Genomic DNA, 24,436 nt, shown 5'->3' on the forward strand with positions numbered 1-24,436 from the left:
ATTTACACAAATTTAAACTAAAGACAAGGCTTTTTTTAAATCCTTACTTACAGGAGGAGCGTCCCGTGATTTATTTTGATTATGCAGCCACTGCACCTATGAGTGAAGAAGCGCTGAATGTTTATATAAAAACAAACCAAAAGTTTTTCGGAAACAGTTCAAGTCTTCATGATGAAGGCAGCCGGTCCCGCTTTTTGCTGGAGCGATGCCGGGAGAGCCTAGCCAAACTGATCGGCGGAAAAAAAGAAGGAGTTTACTTTACTTCAGGAGGAACAGAAAGCAACCTATTAGCTATCGTTTCCCTGGCAAAAGCAGCGAGAAAAAAAGGAAACCATATTATTACTTCGCTGGCAGAGCATTCCTCTGTCCACTCGGCAACGGCTTACTTGGAGAAAGCAGGATTCGCTGTCACCAAACTGCCGCTCAGCTCACGCGGCATAGTTGAGCCGGAGAAGCTGGCTGCAGCCATCCGGCCAGATACCATTCTCGTTTCCTTGCAATACATTAATCAGGAAATTGGAGCGATCAATCCAATAGAAGAAATAGGGAAACTATTAGCAGAAAAAGAAATCTTATTTCACTCAGATTGCGTTCAGGCATTTGGAAAATTGGATATTTGTCCGCTTCTAAAGTGGGTGGATAGCCTCTCGCTCTCCTCCCATAAAGTATTCGGCCCAAAAGGAGCAGGAGCTGTGTATATGGATCCTTCTGTGCAATGGTCCCCGGTTTTTCCGGGTCTCACGCACGAAAGCGGCTTTCGGGGGGGAACAGTGTCTGTTCCGGCTATCGCTGCCTTTACAGCAGCCGCAGAAGAAGCCTGCCGGACATTTAGCCAGCAAACGGAATGGGCGTTCCGCCGTTTGCTAAAAGAAAAACTCTCCGGCTCTTCTTTCTGCTGGATTGAGGCGGAAGAAGCCAGACAGCTCCCTTCTATCATCGGGCTCACGCTTCCAGGCATGGAGGGACAGCTCGTCTTATTGAAATTAAATGAGCAGGGCTGCGCTATTTCAACAGGCAGCGCATGTGACGCCCGATCAGAAAACGGAACAAAAGCGATTCTGGCAATGGGCTATCCAATGGAGACGGCCCGTCAGTTTTTCCGCATTTCCTTCAGCAGCCGGACGACTATGGAAGAAATAGAAACATTGGGAGATCTTCTTCTTGACTTAACCTCCGCAGCGCTCCGTTAGAACTGCTTATCCGCTTATGGTAAAATAGAAGCAGCGGAATTTAAACATGGAGGGATAACTATGACTCCCGGGAAAAAGATTTTAGGAGAAGAAAGGCGAACATTGATCTTAGAATGGCTGCAGACGAGCAAGGAGCCGTTAACAGGCAGCGAGCTGGCCAGCCGCTCAAATGTCAGCCGGCAAGTCATCGTCAATGACATTACTTTATTGAAAGCGCGCAATGAGCCCATTATCGCTACCAGTCAAGGGTATTGCTACTTTGCGCCTTCCTTGCCGGAACAATGGTTTGAGCGATCTGTTGCCTGCAACCATAAGCCGGAGGAAACAGAGGAAGAGCTGAATCTGCTCGTTGATCTGGGATTGCTCGTCAAAGACGTAAAAATTGAGCATCCGGTATATGGGGACTTAACCGCTTCGATCATGGTTTCTAACCGAAAAGAAGTGGCTCAGTTTGTCAAACGCATTCATGAAACGAATGCCACATACTTATCACAATTAACGAACGGCGTACATTTGCATACAATCGCCGCCAAAAATAAACAAACGCTAGATGAAGCAGAAGCTGCCTTGCAAGAAGCGGGCTTTTTACTGGTGGAATAAACACGGTTCATTTGGCAAGGATGCCTTGGCATTTACCGGAAAACAGACGAATCCGCCAAAACATAAAAGCTGACAGGAGTGCGTCACTCCTGTCAGCCGCCGATAAAATAGAGCGGGCCTTTGCCCGTAAATGTTAAGCTGTCCTTGCAGGGCAGCTTTTTGGCATTAAGCAGCCTGTTCCCTGCTCACGCTCCATGCTTGTTCTATTTGTCCGCTTCTCGTTCGTCTGGCTGAATAGAGTAGGCGCGGTAGCTTCCCAGCACATGGACTTTACAGCCGAGCGCTTCCATTTCCGCAAAAGCCCCCGGCAACAGCACTTCATCCATACGCTGTTCAATGTCGAGAATAAAGAAATAATTGCCAAGACCGGTTTTCAATGGACGTGACTCAATTTTGCTTAAATTGATATTACGCCAGGAAAAAGCGGATAACACTTGGTGCAGCGCTCCTGGTCTATCAGATGGAAGCGTGATGACCACTGTGGTTTTATCCCGGGGCCGGTCCAGCGGAAGCGACAGTTCCGTTTCCTGTCTGGCCAGCACGATAAAACGGGTATGATTAAAGTCATAATCATGAATATTGACTTTAGCAATGGCTAAATCATACTCCTGAGCTGACAACTCATTAGCGATTGCTGCCAATCGCTGTTCCGGATGTTCTTTTACATATTTGGCAGCAGCGGCGGTTGAAGCCGCCTGCTCGTGTGGAATATCCGGAAAATAACTATGTAGAAATTTATGGCATTGAGCAATTGCATGCGGATGGGAAAGAACTTTCCCTGTTTTCTGCCAATCATAGGCATACTCTTTATGGACGAGAAGGTGCTGTTGAATCGGTTCAGTCACTTCCGCAACAATTTTTAAATCCGCCTCATGAAACAAATAATCAATCGTTAAATTCACTGTTCCCTCAAGTGTGTTCTCAATAGGAACAACAGCAAAATCCATGTCCCCGTTAATGACCGCATCCATGCAAGCCGGGATAGTCACATAGGGAATATGCTCTTCCTCTGGAAAAGCGTGGCGCACTGCTAAATTCGTGAAAGTAGCAGCAGGACCTAAAAAAGCAATCTTTCGCAATCAAATCTACTCTCCTTACTAGAAAATTGGCAATATTTAAACTGAAAAAGCTGGCTCTTATCCGCCTGAGCCCAGCACTTCTACTGTATCTACAAACTCCAGCCTTTCCAGCTCTGCCAGCATCTCATCCAGTTCAATCGTCATGTTGCTGACATTCAACGATAAAGTGACGTTCGCCCTTCCTTGAAGGGGAATTGTCTGATGAATGGTTAAAATATTCCCTTCATATTTTGCGACGAGTCCAAGCAATTCGGACAAGGTGCCAGACCGGTCTTCAAGATGAAAGAATAACGTAATAATTCGTTCCGTTACGACCTTGTGGAAGGGAAAAACCGTATCGCGGTATTTATAGAAAGCACTGCGGCTTAAATCGACCTTTTTCACCGCTTCCCATACAGAATCTGCCCGATGCCGATCAATTAACTCCTTGGCCTCAAGTGTTTTCTTCATTGCCTCTGGCAATACATCCTCACGCACCAAATAAAATTTACGTTCAAAATCCTTTTTAGCCACGTTTCTCCCTCACTTAAAAGCGGAAGCGGCTTTTAACCAGAACATCAAGCGGACGGCTCAAATAGCAACTTGGGCTTCTGAATCCGCAACTGCTTATGCCTAGGGATTAGCCGCTGCAGCTAGATAAACTTAAGAATGGAAGCGATCCGTTCGTTCCGGCAGACAGAAACCGAATGGCTGCAAGCGAATAATCGCATACAGCCGAAACCGCTTCTATTTGCTGAAACCATTGGCCGCTTTCCTACTCCACAAATTCAAACTCATAATCGAGCAGGCGAACAATGTCACCATCTTCTGCACCGCGTTCACGCAGCGCATCGTCTACGCCCATGGAACGCAGCTGGCGGGCAAAGCGGCGAACAGAGTCCTCCCGTGAGAAATCTGTCATTTTGAACAGCTTTTCCACTTTCTCCCCGCTGACAACGAACGTGCCGGATGGGTCTCTCGTAATAATAAACTCTGCCGGCTGATCCTCATGTTTGTACATGACGCGATGGATGCCCTTTTCTTCTTCCAAGTCAGAAAGCGGGAATTCAGGTGTTTCATCCACCTTATCCGCTACTGCATAAAGCAGCTCCTTAAGCCCTTCACGGGTAATCGCTGAAATAGGGAAGATAGGTATGTCTTCACCGATTTTTTCTTTAAACTCTGCCAGGTTTTCTTCTGAATCAGGAAGATCCATCTTGTTAGCGACGATAATCTGCGGCCGCTCTGTCAATCGCAGGTTATATTCTTTTAGCTCTGTATTAATGGTGGTGTAATCCTCATATGGGTCGCGCCCTTCCATGCCGGACATATCGATGACATGTACGATCACCCGGGTGCGCTCAATATGACGCAAGAATTGATGGCCAAGTCCCACCCCTTCATGTGCTCCTTCAATCAGTCCGGGCAGATCGGCCATAACAAAGCTGCGGCCGTCATCTGTTTCAACAACACCGAGATTAGGCACAATCGTTGTAAAATGATAAGCTGCAATTTTAGGACGGGCAGCCGACACAACGGAAAGCAAGGTGGATTTGCCGACACTCGGAAAGCCTACAAGCCCTACATCTGCCAGCAGCTTCAATTCCATTACGATATAACGCTCTTGTCCTGGCTCTCCATTCTCTGATATTTCCGGAGCTGGGTTGGCCGGTGTCGCAAAACGGGTATTGCCGCGTCCTCCCCTTCCGCCTCGTGCAATCACAGCCCGCTGGCCATGCTCCGTTAAATCAGCGATCACTTCTTTTGTGTCGTCGTCCATGACTACCGTGCCAGGAGGAACTTTCACAATCATATCAGCAGCATTTTTGCCGTGCTGCCCTTTGCTCATTCCATGCTCGCCGCGCGAAGCTTTGAAATGGCGCTGATAACGAAAGTCCATCAGCGTTCGTAACCCTTCATCCACTTCAAACACTACATCCGCTCCATGACCGCCATCACCGCCGGCTGGTCCGCCCTTTGGCACATATTTTTCACGGCGAAAAGCAACCATTCCGTTTCCGCCGTCGCCGCCTTTTGCGTATACTTTTACCTGATCTACAAACATAAAATCCTCCTATTGATGAAGCTATGCGTTGGATAAAACGATCTATACGACCGCTTCAAAGAGCATTTCTTCCGCTGAATGCGCATGTATTTTGCACTGCCTCACATCAGGCATGCTCAGTATTTCTGTTAATTCTTTAATCAGAAGCTCTGCATTCGTTATTATTCCACTGAATTCAAAAAAGAAACGGATTCCTTCCTCTGCCTCTCCAATAGAGAGATATAAATGGTTGTCTGCATACGCTTCGATATACTCTTCGATTAAACGAAAAATGGAAGACATCCAGCCTGCCAGCCGGCGGTCTTCTGTCTCCGCCTTTATGTTCGTATCCAGCACCTCATATTCGAGTTGAAAGAGATGCGCCTCCCAATTAAAGGTAATCAGCACTTTTGCAAGCTCCGGCAATGACAGATTGCATAAATGGGCTTCCTGTTTTGCCTGCATCGCCGTTTGTTCAATGACTCGCTCAGCTTCTTCTGTTTTTCCGAGCGCAATGTATCCCTTGATGAGCTGGAGATGGTTCATCCAGTCATGGCGGGAGTGCTGAAGGGCTCGAATGATCGTCCAGTTGTTGCTTTTACTATCCACTGCACAGGTCCCCCCTTGTGCTAAACATAGTCGAAGAAAAGAAGGAGCCTTTGCCTTCTCATTCACTTGTTTTATTTTTACTACCTATCCGTCATCTTCCTGCCTGTCGTGGCTTTCCACCTAGTATACCAGAAATTGAGGAAGGAGAGATAGCAAACAACGTAAAAGCTGCCTCAAAATAACCATAAAGAAAGCTCTAACCGGTTGGTTAGAGCTTTCCACTTCCATGTTATCCAGCTTGTATTACTGAGCTGCAGGGTATACGCTCACTTTTTTCTTGTCACGGCCAAAGCGTTCGAAACGAACAACGCCGTCAACTTTTGCGAATAGAGTGTCGTCTCCACCACGGCCAACGTTTTCACCAGGGTAGATTTTTGTTCCACGCTGACGGTAAAGAATAGATCCGCCTGTTACGAACTGGCCATCTGCACGCTTCGCGCCAAGACGCTTAGCTTCAGAGTCACGTCCGTTCTTTGTAGAACCAACCCCTTTTTTCGATGCGAAAAATTGAAGGTCTAATCTTAACATGAGTTTCACCTCCTGTTAGTGAAAAGTAATTTTTATATGTTTGCTATACTCACGTTCAATCGTTTGCAGGGAAACAAGCATTCCTTCAAGCAAGAGCTGAACCTTGTCCGCTTCAGCTGAAGGAAGGTTCTCTGGCACAATGCAGCGGAGGAATCCTCCTTCTTCTCCTTGCTCAATGCCTAATTTGGCATCGGTCAATGAAAGAATGGCATTTAATGCCCCAAAAGAGACAGATGTCGCTCCCGCACAAACGAGATCTTTTCCATGTTCAGCAAATTCAGCATGTCCTTCCATTGTGAAAGAAGAGATTCTTCCAGAAGGATTTCTGTTTACATTTACCCGAATCATTGGATCATCGCCTTACGCGTTGATTTTTTCAATTACAACTTTAGTGTATGGTTGACGATGGCCTTGTTTTCTGCGGTAGTTTTTCTTTGCTTTGAATTTGAAAACAGTAATCTTCTTTTGACGGCCTTGTTTTTCAACTTTAGCTGTAACTGTAGCGCCTTCAACAGTTGGGCTTCCTACTTTTACATTATCGCCGCCAACGAATAATACTTGATCAAATGTTACAGAATCACCTTCTGCAGCATCTAATTTTTCGATGTAGATCGCTTGACCTTCTTCTACTTTTACTTGTTTACCGCCAGTTTCAATAATTGCGTACATTTCCTGCACCTCCTTGGTTACTCAGACTCGCCATTCGCAGGTGGTTTGCAAGAGCAAACACTTCCAACCTGTTATGAGCGGTTGTAGCACAGGTGCTACAAACAATAACATTAGAATCTTATCATTTCCCTGCTTTTATGTCAACTTTTTTCGAGGAGTTTTCCTTTCGGCGATAACTCTGCAAAGCTGCCCGTCCGGAGAATCCTTCCAACAGGCGCCGCTGCCTCAATAACCTGGTAAATAATCTTTTTATGGAGAAGATTTTCAAGCCTCTCATGATACTCATTGCGTTTGCCGGCGAACACTGCCTGCACCTCAGATGTCACTTCCACAAGTACAGCTTCCACTTCATGTCGGGCCAATTCCAACAGTTTTCTTTCCAGTTGAAAGGCTGCGCTTTCACTGCTAATCACCCGTCCGGTGCCCCGGCATACTCGGCACGGCTCGGTTACTGTCTCAATGAGGGAGGGCTTCGTTTTTTTGCGGGTCATTTGCATCAGCCCGAGAGAAGTAAAGCCGCGCACCGACACTTGCTTCGAATCCTTTTTCGTCTCTTTGACCAGTTCTCTCTCAACCTCTCGGCGGTCTTCTTCATTCGCCATATCGATAAAGTCGATCAGAATCATGCCGCTAATATCACGCAAACGCAATTGCCGGGCACTCTCTGCAGCTGCTTCTCTATTCGTTACGAGCACGGTCTGCCTCTGGCTGCTTTTTCCGGTAAACTTTCCTGTATTAACATCAATGACCGTCATCGCTTCTGTTCGGTCAATAACAATAAAGCCGCCGCTTGGCAGCCAAACCGTACGTTTTAAAGCCATCTCTGCTGACTCGCGCAACCCAAAGGCAGAAAATATCTCCTCATCCGCTGAATGAAAGGTAGTTGTCCATTGACCTTTCTTAAAACGGACATCTTCTTTTATGCTCACTAGAAAGTCAAGCTCGTCACCAATCAGCTCTCCTTGCCCGAGCTCATTCATCCTTGCAAAAAGCTCCTCTTGCAATTGCTGCCGCTCAAGCAGCAAAACAGGCGCCTGTGCTTTTTCCGCCGCTTTTACTAGCTTTTCATGCCGGGCCCGAAGCTGCCTCCATTCCGCAAATAAGTCTTCCTTTGGCAGGAAAAATGCGGCTGTGCGGACAATCAGTCCTTCCTCTTCCCTTTTGTGCTCTTCAATCCACTCGCTCCATTCACGGCGCTGCTGTTCATTTTCCGCCTTTTTTGATAAAGCGACATAGCGGCCTGCCGGCAAATAAACAAGTAAGTCCCCGGGCCATTCAATCACGGCAGTCAAGCGTGGTGCTTTCATTTCTGATCCATCCTTCATCACTTGGACGATGATCTTCTGCCCTTGATGAACCAGGTCTCCGATCGATTTATTTTGATGATCCGGAAAGTCGTTGCGATGCAAAAAGGCATTCTGTTCCAAGCCGATATTGACAAAGCAAGCATTCATCCCTTTTTCCACCTTTGAAACAATCCCGTAATAAATAAAACCAACATGGGAACGGTGGGCTGGCTGAAAAATATGAACTTGATCGGCCGTTCCATTTTTCATGACAGCCAGCCGCTTTTCCCTTCCCTTCGTACTGACAATCAGCGCATTCATATAAAACCCGCTTTCCTCTTTTTGTTCCACTTTACTGCTGCGGGGCGCGTCCGTCAATCGACAGGCAGCAAGTCTTTTAGGCGGGAATCTGTTTTCTTTTCCGAAAAGTACGCATACAGCAACTCATTTTCATCAAGCCTTCCTTGTTTTTTTCCTCCCTCTGTCACATAAACGATGTGCTTGGCATTGCGCTGGAACCGTTCAAGCACATTCATCACTGGCTCTTCTGAGGGGGCAGTCAGCGGCTTTAGAAAACCTGCCGCCCCTTTATTGCCATAGTGCCGTTCTAAAAGAAAACGCATAAAGGCATAACGCTTTTCTTTCCAAGCTCTCCAAAGGGTCCATCCTAAATAGAAAAATAATGCCCAGGCCTGCAGATGAAAAGGAAAAAAGAAAAAGACCGTCATTTGCAGGCAAAACAATAAGCATGCCGAACAAAGAATAACGAGCCGGAAGGCGGATAAAAAGGGCTTGGCTGCCGAAAAGAGCAGCATGAGAAGCTTGCCTCCATCCAGCGGATACACCGGCAGCAAATTAAAAAGCAAGATCGCCATGTTAATGTCCCAAAACGACTCATATAGACCAGAAGACAAAATCCCCCCCTCATGCGCCAGCCAGGCAGCTGCAAACAACCAAAGATGCTGCAGCGGGCCAGCCAATACAACGAGCAGTTCCTCCCTTAATGGACGATTCCCGTGCTCGTCCACCTCCGCAACACCGCCAAATGGAAGAAGCACTACTTTTTTCACTCGCCAGCCTAGGGCATGTGCCGCTAACACATGGCCTGACTCATGAACAACAATAACAGTAAAGGCAAGCAGCAAGGGTAAAAAGGTTCCCGTCAGTAGACAGACGCCAATGACTCCCCAGAGAAGCGGATGAATATGGACGTTTTTCATCCATTTATTCAAATGGAACCACCTCATTTGGATCAATAAACACATTATCACGCTTAATGGCCAAGTAAAATTGCCCGCCGCTTGTATTTTTCCCTATTTCGGCCTTAGCCAGTGTGCTTCCGGGCTTTACCCGTTCATATTGCTGCACAGACAAGGCAGATAGATGTCCATACCACGACTCGCTATTATCAGCATGCTGCAGGATAACTGTTTTTCCTAACCCCTCCTTTTCCCCAGTAAAAATAACGGTTCCTTCTTTAATGGCCTTTACTTCTTCAGTTGGGCCTGTTTCCACGAGAATCCCTTGGCCATTTGTTTGGAAGTCCTCTACAATGCGCCCGGCAGCCGGCAAGGCGATTTCAGGAGATGCGCCCGGGCTTTGCTCTTTCTCTGTCCACCCGTCTACCGTAAAAGGCAGCGGTTCGCCAAATGCCTTTTCATACCATTGGGCTGCCCTTGAGAAAGGAAATTCTTTTTCCATCGTCTTCTCCATCCAGTGTCTCCCGTCCTCTAGCATCGGAGAGGGATGCCGAAACAAAATAGCAGTAGCTAACACTAACGCCCCAGCTGCAAGCCATTTAAACAAAAAACGTTCCCAGCTGAATAGCGGATGCAGCTCTTCCTTCTCGTCTGCCAGCGGAAACAGATCTTTTTCTTCTTTCACACAGCTTTCCTCCTCTTCTACACAGGTTTGTACACTATATGAGTGACAAGGCCGATTAAGAAGAAAGAATTCACGCCAAAAAGCCGTTTACCGGCTTATTAAGCGGATAAACGGCTTTTCTCTAAATAAACAAATTTATTTTGAACGGACACCAAAAAACTTCTTGAAGCGAGTGAAGAATCCTTCTTTGATATCATCAAGCTGCTGCAAAGGCACAGATTCACCAAGAATTCTTCTGGCAATATTGCGGTAAGCGATCGAGGCCCGGTTATTTGGATTGTGAGCAACCGGTTCTCCATTATGAGAAGACTTAATTACCTCATCATCATCCACCACAATGCCGAGCAGTTCAATAGACAAGTGTGCGGCCACTTCATCCACATCAAGCATATCTCCCTGCTGCATCATATGATTGCGTATCCGGTTAATAATCAGCTTTGGGGACTCCATGCCTTCTTCCTTCTCCAGCAGTCCGATGACCCGGTCTGCATCACGGACAGACGACTTTTCAGGAGTGGTGACAACAATGGCCTTATTAGCGCCGGCTACAGCATTCTTGTATCCTTGTTCAATCCCGGCTGGACAATCTATTAAAATATAATCGAATTCCTGCTTTAATTCTTCCATCAACTTTTTCAGCTGCTCCGGCTGAACAGCGGATTTGTCTGTTGTTTGAGCTGCCGGCAGCAAGTAAAGCAAGTCGTTAAAACGCTTATCTTTCACAAGTGCCTGATGGGTTTTGCAGCGTCCTTCAATCACATCGACCAAATCGTAAATAATCCGGTTTTCAAGCCCCATCACAACATCTAAGTTTCTAAGACCAATATCTGTATCCACTAAACAAACTTTTTTCTCTTGCAGTGCAAGTGCGGTGCCTAAGTTAGCGGTAGTAGTTGTTTTGCCGACTCCGCCTTTTCCAGATGTAATAACTATAGCCTCACCCACTGTGCTTTCCCCCTTTAAACGTAGAAATTCCCGGTCTCAGATGCTTAAGCACCTGTAAGCGGTCAACCACAATCTGGTTAGAATCATCTATGTACGCACACTCCGTCTCGTAACAGTCCTCTTCTTCATAACGGTCGGGTGCACGGTTAAAGTAATGGCTGATTCTAAGTTGAGATGGCATCATCCGGCTAGCCGCAATGACAGCCGCCTCGTCTCCATAACAGCCGGCATGGGCCATTCCTTTTAAAGCACCCATAATAAAAATATTTCTCCCGGCTTTTACTGTTCCTCCAGGATTCACATCGCCGATCAGCAGCAGATCCCCGGGAACCTCAAGTATCTGCCCTGAGCGGATTCGTCCTGTATAAGAAACAATCTCGCTTTCTTCTTTCCAGCGGATCGCCTCTTCCATTGTCATTACATTGGATTTGACAGACTCGACAGCGAGATGCTCGCGTTGATTAATGATTTTTTTTATTTCTTCGGTTTCTTCATCTAATAAATAGCGATTTCCTGCCTGAACAGTAACTGTGAGAACAGATCCGTGCTCCTGGCCATTGACGGCATCCATTTTCTCTTTCAGCTCCTGCAGCAATTCATCATACGCACATTTATCGTCTAAATGCAGCGTCAGCCCATCCTTTGTCCCTTTAATGACAACGTTTTGTTTTGTCTTCATAGCACGAAATTCACCTCTGTTGTCCAATTAATTCGACAAGCCCTCTTCGATTCCTCTTTTTCCGTCCTTGGGGAGTTAATCATTGTAAATGCGCTGAAGCTTTTCAAAGGCGCTTTTCAACGGGAATGAAAAAAGAAGATAAAAGATCAGATTTAAGAGCAGTGTCGGCCCTAAACGAACGGATACAAACTGCGCTAAATCTATTTCTGTACGCTCAATCAGCACATTTAATTGAAACATGATCAATTCCAGCAAAGCAACCCCGAACAAAAAAATAAAACTAAGAATGAACAGGTTGTTCTGCAATACCTTGACCAGCTTCGATACAACATACACGACAAAAGGCAAAAAGAACATATAAGCGCCCAGCACGCCTGTGTAGAAAATATCGAAGAGAAAGCCGAACAAAAAGCCGTATTTAATTGCCGTATTGCGGTCAAAGAAAACAGCCATAAATAACAAACCGATGGTGAAAAATCGTGGAATAATCATATATTTCCCATCAAACGCTGCTTCCGGAAAAATGGTGACAAACAGGTTATCGCTGTAAAAAAGAGCGATCATCAGGAGGGGAAGGTAAAGCCGTTTCACAAGTTCCCCTCCTCAATAAGAACCTGCTTGCGCTCTTCCTTTTCCGCGCGAACAGTCGTCATGCTGCGCTTTGCGACCATTACATGTTCAAGATCATTAAAGGAAGCGGCTGGTTCAATAAGGGCTGTTTGTGTTAAACCAAACTCATCCGGAACCATTTTCTTAATCTTGCCGATAATTAAGCCTTTAGGGAACACACCGCCTTTTCCAGACGTTGTCACAAGCATTCCTTTTTTCACTTTGGAATCGTAGGGAATTTTCGTCATCAGCAGCGTTTTCTTTTCCTTGTCGTAACCCTCGATCACTCCGTACACATTGTTTTTCCCCTGAATAACCGCTGACACGCGATTTCTTGAATCATGCGCACTTAGCAGTTGAACAGTGGACGTAAACTTTGATGTACTCTTTACTTTCCCGATCAATCCCTCGGCTGTAATAACAGCCATGTCAGGCTCAATACCAGTCGCCTCTCCCTGATCAATGGTAATCACATCAAACCAGCGATCCGGATTGCGGGCAATCACCGTTGCTTGCACCGGCTCGTAATCTGCTAAACTCTTCTTTTTGTCCAGCACTTTCCGCAGCTCCTGGTTATCTTTTTGCAAGCGGGCAACATCACTTTCCAGCTGGGCTGTCTTTTCGATTCTAGCCTTTAGCTCTTTGTTTTCTTCGTATGTATTCCGCAAATCTTTCACTTCATCAAAAAAACCTGCAAAGCCATTGGCAGGTTTAGATACTACCGCTTGCCCTAAACCGACAATATCTTTAACAAATTGCTCCGGCCAGGATAAGTTCTCCCTGTCGCGAAGAGAAAAACCAATTAAAGCGACAAGAACAATAATGCTCCCAAGTAGAACGATCAGACGCTTATTTGTAAAAAATTGTGGCATATACTCCACCTCTGTTTGTTTGCATTAAGTTAAAACCCGGCACTACCAATTGCTGCCGAATCTATAAAAAGGAAAAGCGCCAGCCAGCGGCGGCAAGCATAAAACAGACTGCTTGCAACGGCAGCTGAAGCGAAAAAGCAAAGCTGCTAAGCTGTCTCGGAGAAAGGAGCGCCATGCAAGACGGGCCGCATGGCATGTTTCGCATAGCGCTCACCTAATAGATAAAGCGTCTCCAAAAAGAGCAGCTGAACTTCAACTTCACAACGGCGCTTATTCAGCGGCGGCCAAAATTCACCTTTATTTTCGAACCGCACGCTGTTGAATAAACCTGTGTCTTACTTATTTTTATTTTTGAATAAATCGATATGATCTAGAGCCATACCAGTTCCGACCGCCACACAATCCAGCGGATTTTCCGCAATGATGACCGGCATATTTGTTTCTTTGCTGATCACTTTGTCCAGATTGCGCAGAAGGGCGCCGCCGCCTGTAAGAACAATACCGCGATCCATAATATCGGCAGCCAATTCCGGCGGCGTTTGCTCCAGTGTACTTTTTACCGTATCAACAATAGCAGTTACTGTATCTTTCAAGGCTTCAGCAATTTCCTCTCCGGTAATTTCAATTGTTTTTGGAAGTCCTGTCAATAAATCCCGGCCGCGGATTTCCATGCTTGGCAGCTGTTCAAAGTCACCAGCTGAGCCGATTTCCATTTTGATCGTTTCAGACGTTCTGTCCCCAATTAATAAATTATATTGCTTGCGGATATAAGCCACGATGGCATCATCCATTTCATCTCCTGCTATGCGGAGGGACTGGCTTGTTACGATGCCGCCCAGTGAAATAATGGCTACTTCAGTCGTTCCGCCGCCGATGTCGACTACCATGCTGCCCGTAGGTTCCCAAACAGGCAGGTTGGCACCAATGGCCGCAGCAAATGGTTCTTCAATTGTGTAAGCATCACGAGCGCCTGCCTGGCGAGTTGCATCAATCACCGCGCGCTCCTCCACAGCTGTAATGCCGGATGGCACACACACCATTACATATGGCTTGCTTGTCAGCAAGCCTTTTCCATTTTTGGTTGCTTGTTTTAAATAATATTTAATCATTGTAGCTGTTGTTTCATAATCAGCAATTACCCCGTCTTTCATGGGACGAGTAGCTACTACGTTCCCCGGAGTACGTCCAATCATTTTTTTAGCATCATTTCCGACGGCGACAATTTGCTTCGTGTCCGTTTGCAAAGCAACCACAGACGGCTCACGAACAACAACACCTTTTCCTTTTGCATAAACGAGCGTATTAGCTGTTCCTAAGTCTATTCCAAGATCTCGGCTTCCAATTCCAAACATACAAGTATCTCCCTTTCTCGATCCATTACTTTTATCATGATTGATTTGACATTATTCTTTTATTTTTCGACAAAAACAACTAGGAAAAATCATAACTTATATTATAACCGAAGGAAAAAAAAAATCCTAGCGTTATAAATAGCCTTTTTCTTTCAAACTGACGAATTTCTTTTCACCTATAATTAAATGATCAAGCAATTCGATGCCAAGAATTTTTCCGCATTCCGCCAAACGCTTGGTCACATCAATATCCTCCCTGCTCGGCCTCGGGTCGTAGGGTAGGAACCATGCGCCTTGCTTCGTCTCCAAAAGCAGGTTTCACAGTTTCCCCCTCAGAACCGTACGTACACCTTTCAGCGTATACGGCTCGCCAGTTGACTAATCGGAATTTACTGCTCATGGTGGTCATGATGGCACTTATAACATCAGACAATCGTTTTTTGTTTCTTTCTAGCCTCTTCCTGTCCAAGTACATGAAGTGTTTTTCGTCTTTAAGTCTTTAATTTACCGACAGGATGAGCTTCCATCTGACCTTCTGTTGTCCCGCACACTTCGCATTGGTTTGCTAATAAACGTTGTTCGCACTCCATCCCACCTGAATATTTCATTGCATTCACCAATATATCAATATCAGGAGAGTCTGCTTTGACTGCACCTTTATGCTTTGGCAGGTCTTTCAGTTTTAAGAACGGGTGCGGTTTTTCATTTCCATGTTGATCTCTTCTTACAAGACATACTCCTCCTTGTTTGTGGGTTCGCATACTATTAGCGACCTTCCTAGAGGTGCTTTTTCTTTTATTCGCAATCGTCTTTATAAAACTACTTTCCGCTAAATAAAACAACTTACCTAAATAATGGTAATTATCAGCTAACTTGTAGTAGTTGGCGATTCCTCGCAGTTCAGTGTTATAAGTGTGCAGGATTTCTAGCTCCGAATTGTTAAGCAGCTTTGCCCTATGCATAATTTTAAAGTTGTCTACATTACCATATCCGTTTTTACTTGCAAATACCCTGATTTTCTTTTCAGGGATTTCTAACTTTATCGCACCTGAGAGAGTTCGCTTTTTCAATAGGTGTTTTTGGTTTTTATAAGAATCCCTTTTAACCCTCCTCTCACTCCACAGGTAGAACTCATATCCAAGAAAGGGGATGGAATTCTCTAGATGGGTGACAATTATTTTCTGGCCACTGAGCTCCAAACGGAGTTCCTTTTCAAGAAAATATCTGCTCGTTTCCTTCATCTTTACAGCACTTTGTTTAGAACCAGCCATTCCTATCACAAAATCATCAGCATAGCGGACATATTTCATCCTTTGATAATTTTTATCTATTGGATCGGCAGAATGAACTTTAACTTGCTTAGCTTTAAGTTCCTGAATAGTAAGGACTAGTTCCTCCCTCCCTTGCCAATGACTATTCCTATTTCTTCCATCCAGCCTTTTAATCTTCTGTGATAATGTGCTGATCGCTGATCGAATCTTGAGGTCCTCCTCATGGCTCGCTCTAACCTTTCCTTTATCAAACTCTTTCATTTGTTTTTCCATAAACAGGTCAAACTCATGAAGATAAATATTGGCTAAGATAGGAGAAATGATGCCCCCTTGTGGTGTACCACTGCAGGTTTTATAATATGTCCAACCTTCCATTACACCACTGGTTAGAGCATTATGAATTAATAGCAGGAAACGGCGGTCATTGATTTTCTTGGAGATCAGTTTTAGCAGGACAGTGTGGTCAATATGGTCAAAGAAGCCTTTCGTATTGCCTTTAATACACCACGTTAAACCTTTCCATGTGTTTCTGATTTGAGAAAGTGCTGTATGACAGCTTCTCCCCTCCCTAAACCCATGGGAGTTTGTGGAGAATATAGGTTCATAAACGTTTTCCAATACCATTCTCATCACTTCCTGCACTAGCTTATCGTTGACATTAGAAGTCCTTAATGGCCGCTTCTTTCCGTTTGACTTAGGAGGATAGACGGCTCTTACCGATGCAAAGCGGAATGTTCCGGCCTTTAATCGCTCTATGATGTCATCTATTCTTTGTAAACTGAAACCATCTATCGTTTCATTAGCTGTTGTCTTTGTGAGGTTTTCTGGGTTCGGGTATAGTTTCGCATATGCTGTTATCCACAACTTTTTGTTATACATAAGACGGTAACAATCCGTAATGGTGTTTCCTTTTTGAGAAGCATTCCTTATAACGTCTAACTGTCGAAATGGATTGGTTGCCATATTCATGACTCCTTTCTAGTTAACGTTAACATCAACCTGTCTCCCTTCCCCCTGCTAAACTCATTACAAGCAAACGTTGGGTACTATGAAGACTCCGTTACCCTATGCAAATTCCATAGACCTTTGTCTAATAGCCTTTTATCACTTGCACTTAGGTAATCCCTGAATGATGACATAATTTTAGATGCGTGACGGTTAGGTATCCCTTTCGACGGTTTCCTCTAGTGGAGGATTGAAGGACAAGCCTTACTATGGACAGGAATCACAAGAGTTCCATCGGACGCTCTGAAGATACGTCCCCATTTTGTCCTCATTGCCTGTTAGCTATCGTAGACAATGGCGCACCCATCGCTCATTCGTCTAGGATTCAAGCAGTTTAGCCTTTACCGTACATCACTTGGTCTGAAGAACTGACTCGACGTTAGATAGCTTTGTCGTCTTTTCTCCTTTTCACATCATGCTCTGTTCCCTCTATAGGTTTCCCCTCAAGGTAAGATGCTGACCATAGAACATTATAAGGAGTTCTAGATTTCTAATAGAAACCGCTAAAATTACGCACCTTGCAGGCGCACTCCAGACGGGTGATTGTGAACACAAATGACCGAAGCAGCTGATCGGCGAAAAGCCTCTTTGAAGTAGGGTAAGGACCCGGCGCCTTGCTTAGTTGCCTAAGCAGGTTTCCAAGAGCTCCCCTCCAAACCGTACGTACTCCTCTCAGAGTATACGGCTTTCCCTTTATCCATCTAACTTCCCATGGCAATCATCATTTGTCCCCATCTTTTCTTGCCTTTCAAGCTTTTGCACCGCGCCACGCACATTTTTCAGCTTAACGGCGTTCAATGGGATGTAATCTGTCATTGTAAATGATCGTATTTTCAATTGTATCGCCTGAATGTTTCTTTATTCCCGAGTTTTTTCCATTCGTTGTTCCGTAAAATAGACAGTTTTAGGGCCGTTCTTTGTTTGATAACGCACACCGAATGTTCCGTTTATCTTAAATTTCGCAATAATTTTACTGACGGTACTTTTATACTTACTGGCATACGTTTTTATCATGCTGTATTTCATTATTTGACGAAAAGCTTGCAGCGCATGTACATTGCTTGCTAAGCGATAATAGTGATACAAGCCTTCAATTTCAGCATTATACGTTTGGAGAATTTCAAGGTCATCCTTATGCACGAGATACGAACGATGAACTGGTTTCCATTCATTGTTGCTGCCTATTTTTAATGCACCTAAATCGATGAGTTTTTTGATATATTTTTCGCGAGGTACGAATAGCTTCGTTTGATAATTGAACTTTCGTTTCTTCGTGCCATCAGTCATCTTCATTCGGTGCCAACCTCTTGCTGCCCGGATGTCATACCCTAGGAATCTAGTTTTTTTCCGATGATGAGCGATCAACGTTTTTTCAGCACTTAGTTCTAATTTTAGTTCTATCGCAAGAAAGTCTGTTAAATCTTTCTTGATTTGCTCGGCTTCTTGTTTACTCCCAATCACACCAATAATAAAATCATCAGCGTATCTTACATACTTCATCCGACGGTCATTCGGGTTGAAAAGGTCTTTACTGTCATGGCTTTGCAACTCTTTATATAAAGCCTTTTCTTCTTCAGTTAATCGTTCCCCATCACGTTTATTTTTACTTTTACAATAATTAATCTTTGATGCCAGGCTATGATAGACAAGCTGGTGTCCGCCTTTTTCACCTTTATTAAAAGATCCCGCATATTTATCTGCATATCTATCTAATTCATGCAGATAAATATTCGATAATAACGGACTAATGATGCCGCCCTGAGGGGTGCCGCTGTATGTTTTGTGAAAAGTCCACTCCTCTGCATAACCTGCTCTTAGGAATTTCCAAATTAAATTAATTAATTTTTCATCCCTTATGCGTTTCCGTAAAAGTCCAACTAAAACGTGATGATCCATGCGATTAAAGAAACCTTTTATCTCCCCTTCAATCAACCATCTCGTACCCGTGAAAGTGCTGCGTATTTCCTTTAGGGCTGTGTGGCAGCTGCGATTGGGTCGAAAAGCATGCGAATGATTTGAGAATTGCGGTTCATACATACTTTCTAAAATTCGCCGAATAACTTCTTGCACTAATTGATCCTCAAAAGCTGGAGTCTCCAAAGGTCGCGATTTACCGTTTTTCATTGGGATATAGGTTCTGCAGGCTGGTTTTGGTTGAAATGTCTGTTCTTTTAATTTTTCAATTAAACGCTCGATTCGTTCCAAACTCATTCCATCGATTGTGTTGTTGTTAACGCCCTTTGTATGACTGCCTTTATTAGGGTAGAGTGTGGCATAGGCTTCTAAATAAAACTCGGGATTATAGAGGTTTCGATACAGTCTTTCAAATACATACGATTCATTTTGTGCTTTGGAAGCTAGAGTGCTTAATACTACTTTTGGATTTCTCATAGAGCCTCTCGCTCCTTCCCAATTTGGTATTAAACTCGATAAACTACTCTCCTTCGCCATGTAATAGGCTTTCCCTATCTCAGACTACTACGAGAGTTCCGTTGCCATATCAGATATTCAGCATCATCTTTCTTGCCTTTCGGCTTGAAATTTATCACCCTATTAGGCATTATGCATAGCTGAATGAACAGCCTTCTGACTTAGGCAATCCCCATTTAGACATTTAGAAACCTAGCTTTCATAGTTTCGGATGTGACTTTCGCTCGTTTCTTCTATATAGAAGATGGACAAAGTAGTATCACGTCATATTTCTCGAAATTTTTAAGAAACACGCATACTTCATACAGCGTAAATGGTTACCTCCCGCTGAAGACCCTCGTAGTCCTCCTTGAGCTATCATTCAAGCAATGCAGCTTTCATCCTTGTCTATGAATTTCATCTCGCCATTCAGTCGTGCCTTGGTAACTAGACAACTTATGGCTTTTCCAACAGGCTACACTCCCCGTTTGGTTTCCCATTCGGATAAGTTGGCTGATGACAGGGTGAAGATTGTGATATTTCCCTGCTGCTTTGCTAGAGCAGATTTTCTAAATGACCTTATGGGCGCACGACTTCGCGAGGATGGACAATGGAAGTATTTAAGCTGCCGATAAACAAGGTCTGCTTGTGCAGCACTTGGTTTTTAGTATTTAAATACAGGCACACAAAATGCTCCTGTGTCAGGAATCTCATTTCTTCCATGACATAGTTGGCGCCATCTTCGGGCGAACGGATCACATAGCGGTCTTCAAACTTTAATTGGCTGATGCGCCTGCCAAGCTCAAGTGCAGATATAATTTGTACAGCTTTCGCTTCACCAATACCTTTAATGGAAGTAATTTCTTGAAGAGAGGCATCTTTCAATAAGCGGAGGCCTTCAAATGTTTGCAGGAGGCGATTAGCCAGCTGCAGAACCGAACTGTCTCTTGTGCCGGTTCGTAAAATAATAGCGAGGAGTTCGTGATTGGACAAGCTGGCGGCCCCATTTGCGACTAATCGTTCCCGCGGACGTTCCTCTGAAGGAACATCACGGATCATCAATGTTTCTTTCGACATGCTTTCTCCTTTCACAACCTATCAGGAAGGAAAAAGGAAGGCGTTCCCTTGCCAGCCGAGCCGTTTCAGTTGCCGATAAAGGGATGCGAGCGGCAGACCAACGACAGCAAAATAGTCGCCATCGATTTTTTTGACAAAAATGGCGCCTGCTCCTTGAATGCCATAGGCTCCGGCTTTATCAAACGGCTCGCCTGTATCCAGGTAGCTATTGATTTCTTCTTCCGCAAGCTCCCAAAAGGTTACATATGTTTTTTCGTAGAATACACATTCATCTGCTCCATACCTTATGGATACACCTGTGCACACTGCATGTGTCCGGCCAGACAGACGCTGAAGCATTTCTTTTGCTTCCTGACGGCTCTTCGGTTTGCCTAATATTTCTCCGTCAAGAAGAACGATTGTATCTGCTCCAATAACGAAATCGTCCTGTTCATCAGCCGCGACGGCAGCGGCTTTCACGGAAGCCAAATGCATAACTGCTTGTTCCGGGGACATTCCAAAAGGGATGGTTTCATCAGCGTGGCTTACTTTGACTGTAAACGCCAAACCGATTTGTTCGAGGAGTTCTTTTCGTCTGGGGGAACCTGAAGCTAAAATTAATCTTGTCAAATCCAATCACCTATCTTTCGAGAATAAGGAAGATACATCGCTATCATATCAAAACTGCCATCGTACGACAAACTTTTCCATTCTCCTGTAAAATTAAATGAATATTGCTGTTAAAACAACGAATACAAATAAAATCCCATGCATTTTTCACATAACAGCCTCCTTTCCAAACTAAAAAGGATGCCGAAGCACCCTTATTGACTATAAACAGATAAAAAAGCCAGAAGCTTCTCTTGCGCAGCTTTGGCGGCTTGCGGCTGATCGCTTTTGGCTTCGGTTAACGCTTCCGTCAGCAGTTTTTTTAGTTGAACAGCTGTACGGTCATTAGACTGCACGTCCATAGCTGTTAATGCTTTTTCCGCTTTTTGAAGTTCCAACTGATCCCCCTTCCGGCCAGCCACTTGTTTTCCGCTCTCTTCTGCCACTGCCGGAAATAAAGCAGCGATCTCACCCGCTGCCTCTCCTAAAGGCTGAGAAGATGAAACGGTCACCTGTTTTGCATATGTGTCTGCCCCAGATGCTTTGTACAGCTCTCCGATCATTTTCGCCGTTTCAACGGTGGAAGCAGTCGCTAGCAGAACGATATATTGACCATTTTGCTGCACTGCTTCCGCTGGCAGGTCTAATCCGTTTATTTGCCGCTTGACTGCTTCTGCTGCCTCTTTCGTCGAAAAAACGCCTCCCTGAACAACTGCTGGTTCTATGGAAGAAAGAGAGGTCCCTTTGCCTTTCGGGGCAGCAGGAACAGCGGCCGTATTTTCTTTCTCTTTCACCTTTTCCTGCTTCTCTTCTTGCAAAATCGCATGCCGCGCGGGTTCTTCCTTTTGTGTTACTACTTTGACTAGTGCATAGCCAAGCAGCACGCCGACGCACACAGCACTGATCACAATAATTAAAAGCTTTCCGGTTGCCTGCTTAGCGGCTGGCCGCTGCATGGAAGCATATTGCTGAATTGCCTCTTCTTTTTGCTCAGTCTTCTCGGGGAACAGCCATTGAAATTCTTCTTCTTCCTTCTTTGGCTCAATAGCGGCAGCACTCTCTTTTTTCCCATTGTCCCACTCCTGCCCAGCCAATTCCTTCTTCGGTTTGCTGCCAATTGTTACAAAGATGCTTGATTGTTTTTTCGGGTTCTCCTTGTCCATCATTTGTGATCATCCTTCCGCCTGCATTGAAGTTGTCCTCATGCTAACATAGCAGGTAAAAAAAAGAACAAGACTTTTGTCGTCCTGTCCTGGAAAAATTTCGGCAATGTTTTCAATTCATTCTTTCCTTAAGAAAAAAAGCGCAAATACCATGCGAGAAATGCCTCGCCATAAAAAAACGCGATCAGCGCAGCAAGCGCGATAAATGGACCAAAAGGCATGGGTTCGCCTCTTTTAATGACCCCCACTATCATCAAGACCATCCCTCCTAGAGCACCGAATAGACACGACAGACAAAAAATAACTAAGGTCTGCTCCGCTCCGGCAAGAAAGCCAATAACAGCAAACAGCTTAATATCTCCTCCTCCCATTCCCCCTTTTGAAACTGCTGCAATGAGGAAAAAAACAATAAACCCGGCCGCTCCTCCAACAATGGAATCCCACCATGGATCAAGCGGATAGATCATCCGTCCAATGAGAAATAACGAGAAAAAGAAGAGCAGCACTTTATCCGGAATAATCATATAAGCAAGATCGGAAACCACAATAATCATTAGCATAGAAATCAACGCCAAAGCCAGAACAAAATCAGCTGTCAGCCCAAAACAAAAATAGGCATGCACAAACAACAGAGCGGTAATCAATTCCATAAACGGGTAAATCCGCGAGATAGCTGACTGACAAGCACGGCACTTCCCCGCTTGCAGCACATAAGATAACACAGGAATTAGTTCTGTCATGCCCAGCTCATGGCTGCATGCTGGACAAGTGCTGCGCGGCTGCATAATCGATTGCCCTTTCGGCACGCGCAAACCAACGACATTAAAAAACGAACCACACACCAAGCCATAAAAGAAGATAAAAAGCGGGATCAATTCTTCCCTGCACCTGCTTTCACTTTTTTACCTGGCCTTCACTATTAACCGTGGAAGCCTCTTTACTTCAGATAAATTTGTTGCTTGTGCATTGCAGATTAAGGACTGGAGAGGCAGAAAAAAGTTAGTTGAGGAAGAAGCGGAATAGAAGGATAAACCTAAGCCGATCAGGAGAAGCGTAAATCGTGGATGTTAATTTTCTCGGAAGGAAAAGGGGACTGACATCAAACATGACTATTGTATCACAGCACGTTAATTGTTGGTATAATATTCTAACTCTTTTTAATTGTATGCACGCTAACAGCGGAAAGCTGCCTGCATAGACAGCTTTCCAAAGAGCATCCTATGTTTCTTTTACAAATTTTTTCACTTCAGAAATGAAATAAAGGGAGCCTGTGACAACCAGCACTTCCTCTTGCGAAGCAGAATGTTTAAATTCAGAGACCGCTTCCCTCCAGTTCTCTTGCCAGCCGTGTGTCGTTAAGAAAGGCTGAAATTCTTGCTTGCCGGCCGCGCGCGGAAAATCAAACGTTGTGAACATAATTCGCTGAGCTGCTTGCTCTAGCGCGGCAATCATTTCATCTAGCTGTTTGTCTTTCATTCCAGCAAACAGAGCGGTTATTTGGTTGTCAGGAAAACGCTCTGCAAGCGAGCGGACAAGCGCCTTCATTCCCTCTGGGTTGTGGGCACCGTCGAGGAGAATAATAGGCTTTTCTGATATATATTCCATTCTTCCCGGCCAGTTTGCTGACCGCAATCCGGTGCGGATAGGCTCTTCCTCTACTAAAAAAGCATAAAAAGCGCGCAAGTATAAAACAGCCATCGTAGCGACTGCTGCATTTTCTGACTGGTGAAGGCCGTTTAAGCTGGTTTGCAATTGATCCATTTGGGCAAATACCGACTGAAAATTAAACACTTCCCCTTGAGGCAATGATTCTTGCCAATCAGCTTTAAATTGCTCTCCCAGCTGATAAACAGCCGATTTCATCTCTTTTGCACGCTTTTGAATAACCGCAAGCGCTTCCTCCTGCTGAACTCCTGTAATGACAGGAACGCCATTTTTGATAATTCCTGCTTTCTCAAAAGCAATATCCTCCAGCTTATCGCCTAGAAATTGCGTATGGTCCATACCGATTGTTGTTATAACAGAGAGTAGCGGATGAATAATATTTGTAGAATCAAGCCGTCCGCCCAGCCCTACTTCAAAGAGAACAATATCGACCGGATGGATATAAGCAAAATAATAAATCGCCATCGCCGTAATCACTTCAAATTCACTCGGCCCGCCCAAATCTGTTTTTTCGAGCTCTTCTGCCAGCGGCTTAATACTAGCTGTGAGGTCAATAATCTCTTGATCACTAACAGGTACACCATTTATGCTGATTCGTTCGTTGAATTGTTCAATGTACGGCGAGGTGAACGTGCCGACCTCATATCCTCCTTCCTGCAGCATCGAGCGGATCATGGCGACCGTCGAGCCTTTGCCATTTGTCCCTCCGATATGAACCGCCCGCAGGCGCCTCTCAGGATGGTCCATCTTTTCCATCAGCCACTCCATCCGTTTTAGCCCTGGTTTAATGCCTAACTGCAGACGGCTGTGAATCCAGTCGATTGCTTCTTCATATGTATTCATTTTTCTTCTCCCTTCATTATGATTTAAATATAACAGACACGCTGTGCCGATTCTCAAAATCCGCTTTTAAAAAGACGAATCTGCCTCGGC

24 protein-coding genes, 3 pseudogenes and 1 other annotated feature are annotated in these 24,436 nt (G+C 44.8%); of the genes and pseudogenes, 2 read left to right on the plus strand and 25 right to left on the minus strand.

Annotated features, from left to right (window positions below; all coding sequences use genetic code 11):
- Positions 1-65: 65 nt before the first annotated feature.
- Positions 66-1,190 (plus strand): IscS subfamily cysteine desulfurase, encoded by a 1,125-nt coding sequence (locus tag BBA02S_RS02450; protein ID WP_041097494.1) that lies wholly within the window; start codon positions 66-68, stop codon positions 1,188-1,190.
- A 60-nt stretch (positions 1,191-1,250) separates the two neighbouring features.
- Positions 1,251-1,790, plus strand: coding sequence for a transcription repressor NadR (locus BBA02S_RS02455; protein WP_041097496.1), 540 nt, complete (start codon positions 1,251-1,253; stop codon positions 1,788-1,790).
- A 203-nt stretch (positions 1,791-1,993) separates the two neighbouring features.
- Here BBA02S_RS02455 and pheA read toward each other — a convergent pair whose 3' ends face one another.
- The 25 genes and pseudogenes from pheA to BBA02S_RS02570 all read right to left on the minus strand — a co-directional run bounded on the left by pheA (position 1,994) and on the right by BBA02S_RS02570 (position 24,346).
- On the minus strand, positions 1,994-2,869 hold the full coding sequence (gene pheA, locus BBA02S_RS02460) for a prephenate dehydratase (protein WP_041097499.1): 876 nt from the start codon (positions 2,867-2,869) through the stop codon (positions 1,994-1,996).
- A 57-nt stretch (positions 2,870-2,926) separates the two neighbouring features.
- Complete coding sequence (locus BBA02S_RS02465) at positions 2,927-3,382, minus strand: ACT domain-containing protein (protein WP_041097501.1); 456 nt, start codon at positions 3,380-3,382, stop codon at positions 2,927-2,929.
- Positions 3,383-3,623: 241 nt separating this feature from the next.
- On the minus strand, positions 3,624-4,913 hold the full coding sequence (obgE, locus tag BBA02S_RS02470; protein ID WP_041097503.1) for a GTPase ObgE: 1,290 nt from the start codon (positions 4,911-4,913) through the stop codon (positions 3,624-3,626).
- Positions 4,914-4,955: 42 nt separating this feature from the next.
- On the minus strand, positions 4,956-5,501 hold the full coding sequence (locus tag BBA02S_RS02475) for a Spo0B C-terminal domain-containing protein (RefSeq protein ID WP_041097505.1): 546 nt from the start codon (positions 5,499-5,501) through the stop codon (positions 4,956-4,958).
- Between the two features lie 243 nt (positions 5,502-5,744).
- Positions 5,745-6,029, minus strand: coding sequence for a 50S ribosomal protein L27 (rpmA, locus tag BBA02S_RS02480; protein ID WP_041097507.1), 285 nt, complete (start codon positions 6,027-6,029; stop codon positions 5,745-5,747).
- 15 nt (positions 6,030-6,044) lie between these two features.
- The gene (locus BBA02S_RS02485) at positions 6,045-6,377 is read right to left on the minus strand and encodes a ribosomal-processing cysteine protease Prp (protein ID WP_041097509.1); all 333 of its coding nucleotides are present in this window, start codon (positions 6,375-6,377) and stop codon (positions 6,045-6,047) included.
- 12 nt (positions 6,378-6,389) lie between these two features.
- Positions 6,390-6,698, minus strand: coding sequence for a 50S ribosomal protein L21 (gene rplU, locus BBA02S_RS02490; protein ID WP_041097511.1), 309 nt, complete (start codon positions 6,696-6,698; stop codon positions 6,390-6,392).
- Positions 6,699-6,711: 13 nt separating this feature from the next.
- Positions 6,712-6,791: a sequence feature (ribosomal protein L21 leader region), on the minus strand.
- 47 nt (positions 6,792-6,838) lie between these two features.
- Entirely contained in the window at positions 6,839-8,305 is a 1,467-nt protein-coding gene (locus BBA02S_RS02495; RefSeq protein WP_041113983.1) for an Rne/Rng family ribonuclease, read from the minus strand.
- A gap of 53 nt (positions 8,306-8,358) precedes the next feature.
- A complete protein-coding gene (locus BBA02S_RS02500; protein WP_041097513.1) occupies positions 8,359-9,216 on the minus strand; it encodes a M50 family metallopeptidase in 858 nt (285 codons plus the stop codon).
- Positions 9,209-9,868, minus strand: a complete 660-nt coding sequence (locus BBA02S_RS02505; protein WP_052475129.1) for a M23 family metallopeptidase — start codon at positions 9,866-9,868, stop codon at positions 9,209-9,211. Before BBA02S_RS02505 ends, BBA02S_RS02500 begins: the two co-directional genes overlap by 8 nt.
- A 135-nt stretch (positions 9,869-10,003) precedes the next feature.
- Entirely contained in the window at positions 10,004-10,813 is an 810-nt protein-coding gene (gene minD / locus BBA02S_RS02510) for a septum site-determining protein MinD (protein ID WP_041097515.1), read from the minus strand.
- Positions 10,806-11,492: a septum site-determining protein MinC gene (gene minC / locus BBA02S_RS02515; protein ID WP_041097517.1), complete on the minus strand. Its 687-nt coding sequence runs from the start codon at positions 11,490-11,492 to the stop codon at positions 10,806-10,808. Before minC ends, minD begins: the two co-directional genes overlap by 8 nt.
- A gap of 75 nt (positions 11,493-11,567) precedes the next feature.
- The gene (mreD, locus tag BBA02S_RS02520) at positions 11,568-12,083 is read right to left on the minus strand and encodes a rod shape-determining protein MreD (RefSeq protein WP_041097519.1); all 516 of its coding nucleotides are present in this window, start codon (positions 12,081-12,083) and stop codon (positions 11,568-11,570) included.
- Positions 12,080-12,973, minus strand: coding sequence for a rod shape-determining protein MreC (gene mreC / locus BBA02S_RS02525; protein ID WP_041097521.1), 894 nt, complete (start codon positions 12,971-12,973; stop codon positions 12,080-12,082). The genes mreD and mreC overlap by 4 nt, the downstream gene beginning before the upstream one ends.
- A gap of 335 nt (positions 12,974-13,308) precedes the next feature.
- The gene (locus BBA02S_RS02530) at positions 13,309-14,325 is read right to left on the minus strand and encodes a rod shape-determining protein (protein WP_041097524.1); all 1,017 of its coding nucleotides are present in this window, start codon (positions 14,323-14,325) and stop codon (positions 13,309-13,311) included.
- Between the two features lie 132 nt (positions 14,326-14,457).
- Positions 14,458-14,598 (minus strand): annotated as a pseudogene (locus tag BBA02S_RS02535) (JAB domain-containing protein); the annotation flags it as partial.
- 218 nt (positions 14,599-14,816) lie between these two features.
- On the minus strand, positions 14,817-16,559 hold the full coding sequence (locus tag BBA02S_RS02540; protein ID WP_231557196.1) for a reverse transcriptase/maturase family protein: 1,743 nt from the start codon (positions 16,557-16,559) through the stop codon (positions 14,817-14,819).
- Positions 16,560-17,110: 551 nt separating this feature from the next.
- Positions 17,111-17,188, minus strand: a pseudogene (locus BBA02S_RS21225) (JAB domain-containing protein); the annotation flags it as partial.
- A 106-nt stretch (positions 17,189-17,294) separates the two neighbouring features.
- The gene (locus BBA02S_RS20525; protein WP_156136607.1) at positions 17,295-17,438 is read right to left on the minus strand and encodes a hypothetical protein; all 144 of its coding nucleotides are present in this window, start codon (positions 17,436-17,438) and stop codon (positions 17,295-17,297) included.
- Positions 17,439-17,459: 21 nt separating this feature from the next.
- Positions 17,460-18,992, minus strand: a complete 1,533-nt coding sequence (locus BBA02S_RS02545) for a reverse transcriptase/maturase family protein (protein ID WP_052477336.1) — start codon at positions 18,990-18,992, stop codon at positions 17,460-17,462.
- A 603-nt stretch (positions 18,993-19,595) separates the two neighbouring features.
- A pseudogene (radC, locus tag BBA02S_RS02550) lies at positions 19,596-20,087 on the minus strand (RadC family protein); the annotation flags it as partial.
- A gap of 21 nt (positions 20,088-20,108) precedes the next feature.
- Complete coding sequence (locus BBA02S_RS02555; protein WP_041097530.1) at positions 20,109-20,696, minus strand: Maf family protein; 588 nt, start codon at positions 20,694-20,696, stop codon at positions 20,109-20,111.
- 194 nt (positions 20,697-20,890) lie between these two features.
- The gene (locus tag BBA02S_RS02560) at positions 20,891-21,841 is read right to left on the minus strand and encodes a hypothetical protein (protein ID WP_041097532.1); all 951 of its coding nucleotides are present in this window, start codon (positions 21,839-21,841) and stop codon (positions 20,891-20,893) included.
- A gap of 125 nt (positions 21,842-21,966) precedes the next feature.
- Positions 21,967-22,710 (minus strand): prepilin peptidase, encoded by a 744-nt coding sequence (locus BBA02S_RS02565; RefSeq protein ID WP_041113982.1) that lies wholly within the window; start codon positions 22,708-22,710, stop codon positions 21,967-21,969.
- A gap of 346 nt (positions 22,711-23,056) precedes the next feature.
- Positions 23,057-24,346, minus strand: a complete 1,290-nt coding sequence (locus BBA02S_RS02570) for a bifunctional folylpolyglutamate synthase/dihydrofolate synthase (RefSeq protein ID WP_041097534.1) — start codon at positions 24,344-24,346, stop codon at positions 23,057-23,059.
- Positions 24,347-24,436 lie beyond the last annotated feature (90 nt).

The organism is Bacillus badius NBRC 15713 (assembly GCF_001591605.1).
GTDB lineage: Bacteria > Bacillota > Bacilli > Bacillales > Domibacillaceae > Pseudobacillus > Pseudobacillus badius.

Excerpts from the sequence above, each read along its gene's own strand:
- BBA02S_RS02455 (WP_041097496.1), top strand. The coding sequence starts at position 1,251 with ATGACTCCCGGGAAAAAGATTTTAGGAGAAGAAAGGCGAACATTGATC.
- obgE (WP_041097503.1), bottom strand. The coding sequence starts at position 4,913 with ATGTTTGTAGATCAGGTAAAAGTATACGCAAAAGGCGGCGACGGCGGA.
- rpmA (WP_041097507.1), bottom strand. The coding sequence starts at position 6,029 with ATGTTAAGATTAGACCTTCAATTTTTCGCATCGAAAAAAGGGGTTGGT.
- BBA02S_RS02485 (WP_041097509.1), bottom strand. The coding sequence starts at position 6,377 with ATGATTCGGGTAAATGTAAACAGAAATCCTTCTGGAAGAATCTCTTCT.
- rplU (WP_041097511.1), bottom strand. The coding sequence starts at position 6,698 with ATGTACGCAATTATTGAAACTGGCGGTAAACAAGTAAAAGTAGAAGAA.
- BBA02S_RS02495 (WP_041113983.1), bottom strand. The coding sequence starts at position 8,305 with ATGAATGCGCTGATTGTCAGTACGAAGGGAAGGGAAAAGCGGCTGGCT.
- minC (WP_041097517.1), bottom strand. The coding sequence starts at position 11,492 with ATGAAGACAAAACAAAACGTTGTCATTAAAGGGACAAAGGATGGGCTG.
- mreC (WP_041097521.1), bottom strand. The coding sequence starts at position 12,973 with ATGCCACAATTTTTTACAAATAAGCGTCTGATCGTTCTACTTGGGAGC.
- BBA02S_RS02530 (WP_041097524.1), bottom strand. The coding sequence starts at position 14,325 with ATGTTTGGAATTGGAAGCCGAGATCTTGGAATAGACTTAGGAACAGCT.
- BBA02S_RS02540 (WP_231557196.1), bottom strand. The coding sequence starts at position 16,559 with ATGGCAACCAATCCATTTCGACAGTTAGACGTTATAAGGAATGCTTCT.
- BBA02S_RS02545 (WP_052477336.1), bottom strand. The coding sequence starts at position 18,992 with ATGAGAAATCCAAAAGTAGTATTAAGCACTCTAGCTTCCAAAGCACAA.
- BBA02S_RS02560 (WP_041097532.1), bottom strand. The coding sequence starts at position 21,841 with ATGATGGACAAGGAGAACCCGAAAAAACAATCAAGCATCTTTGTAACA.
- BBA02S_RS02570 (WP_041097534.1), bottom strand. The coding sequence starts at position 24,346 with ATGAATACATATGAAGAAGCAATCGACTGGATTCACAGCCGTCTGCAG.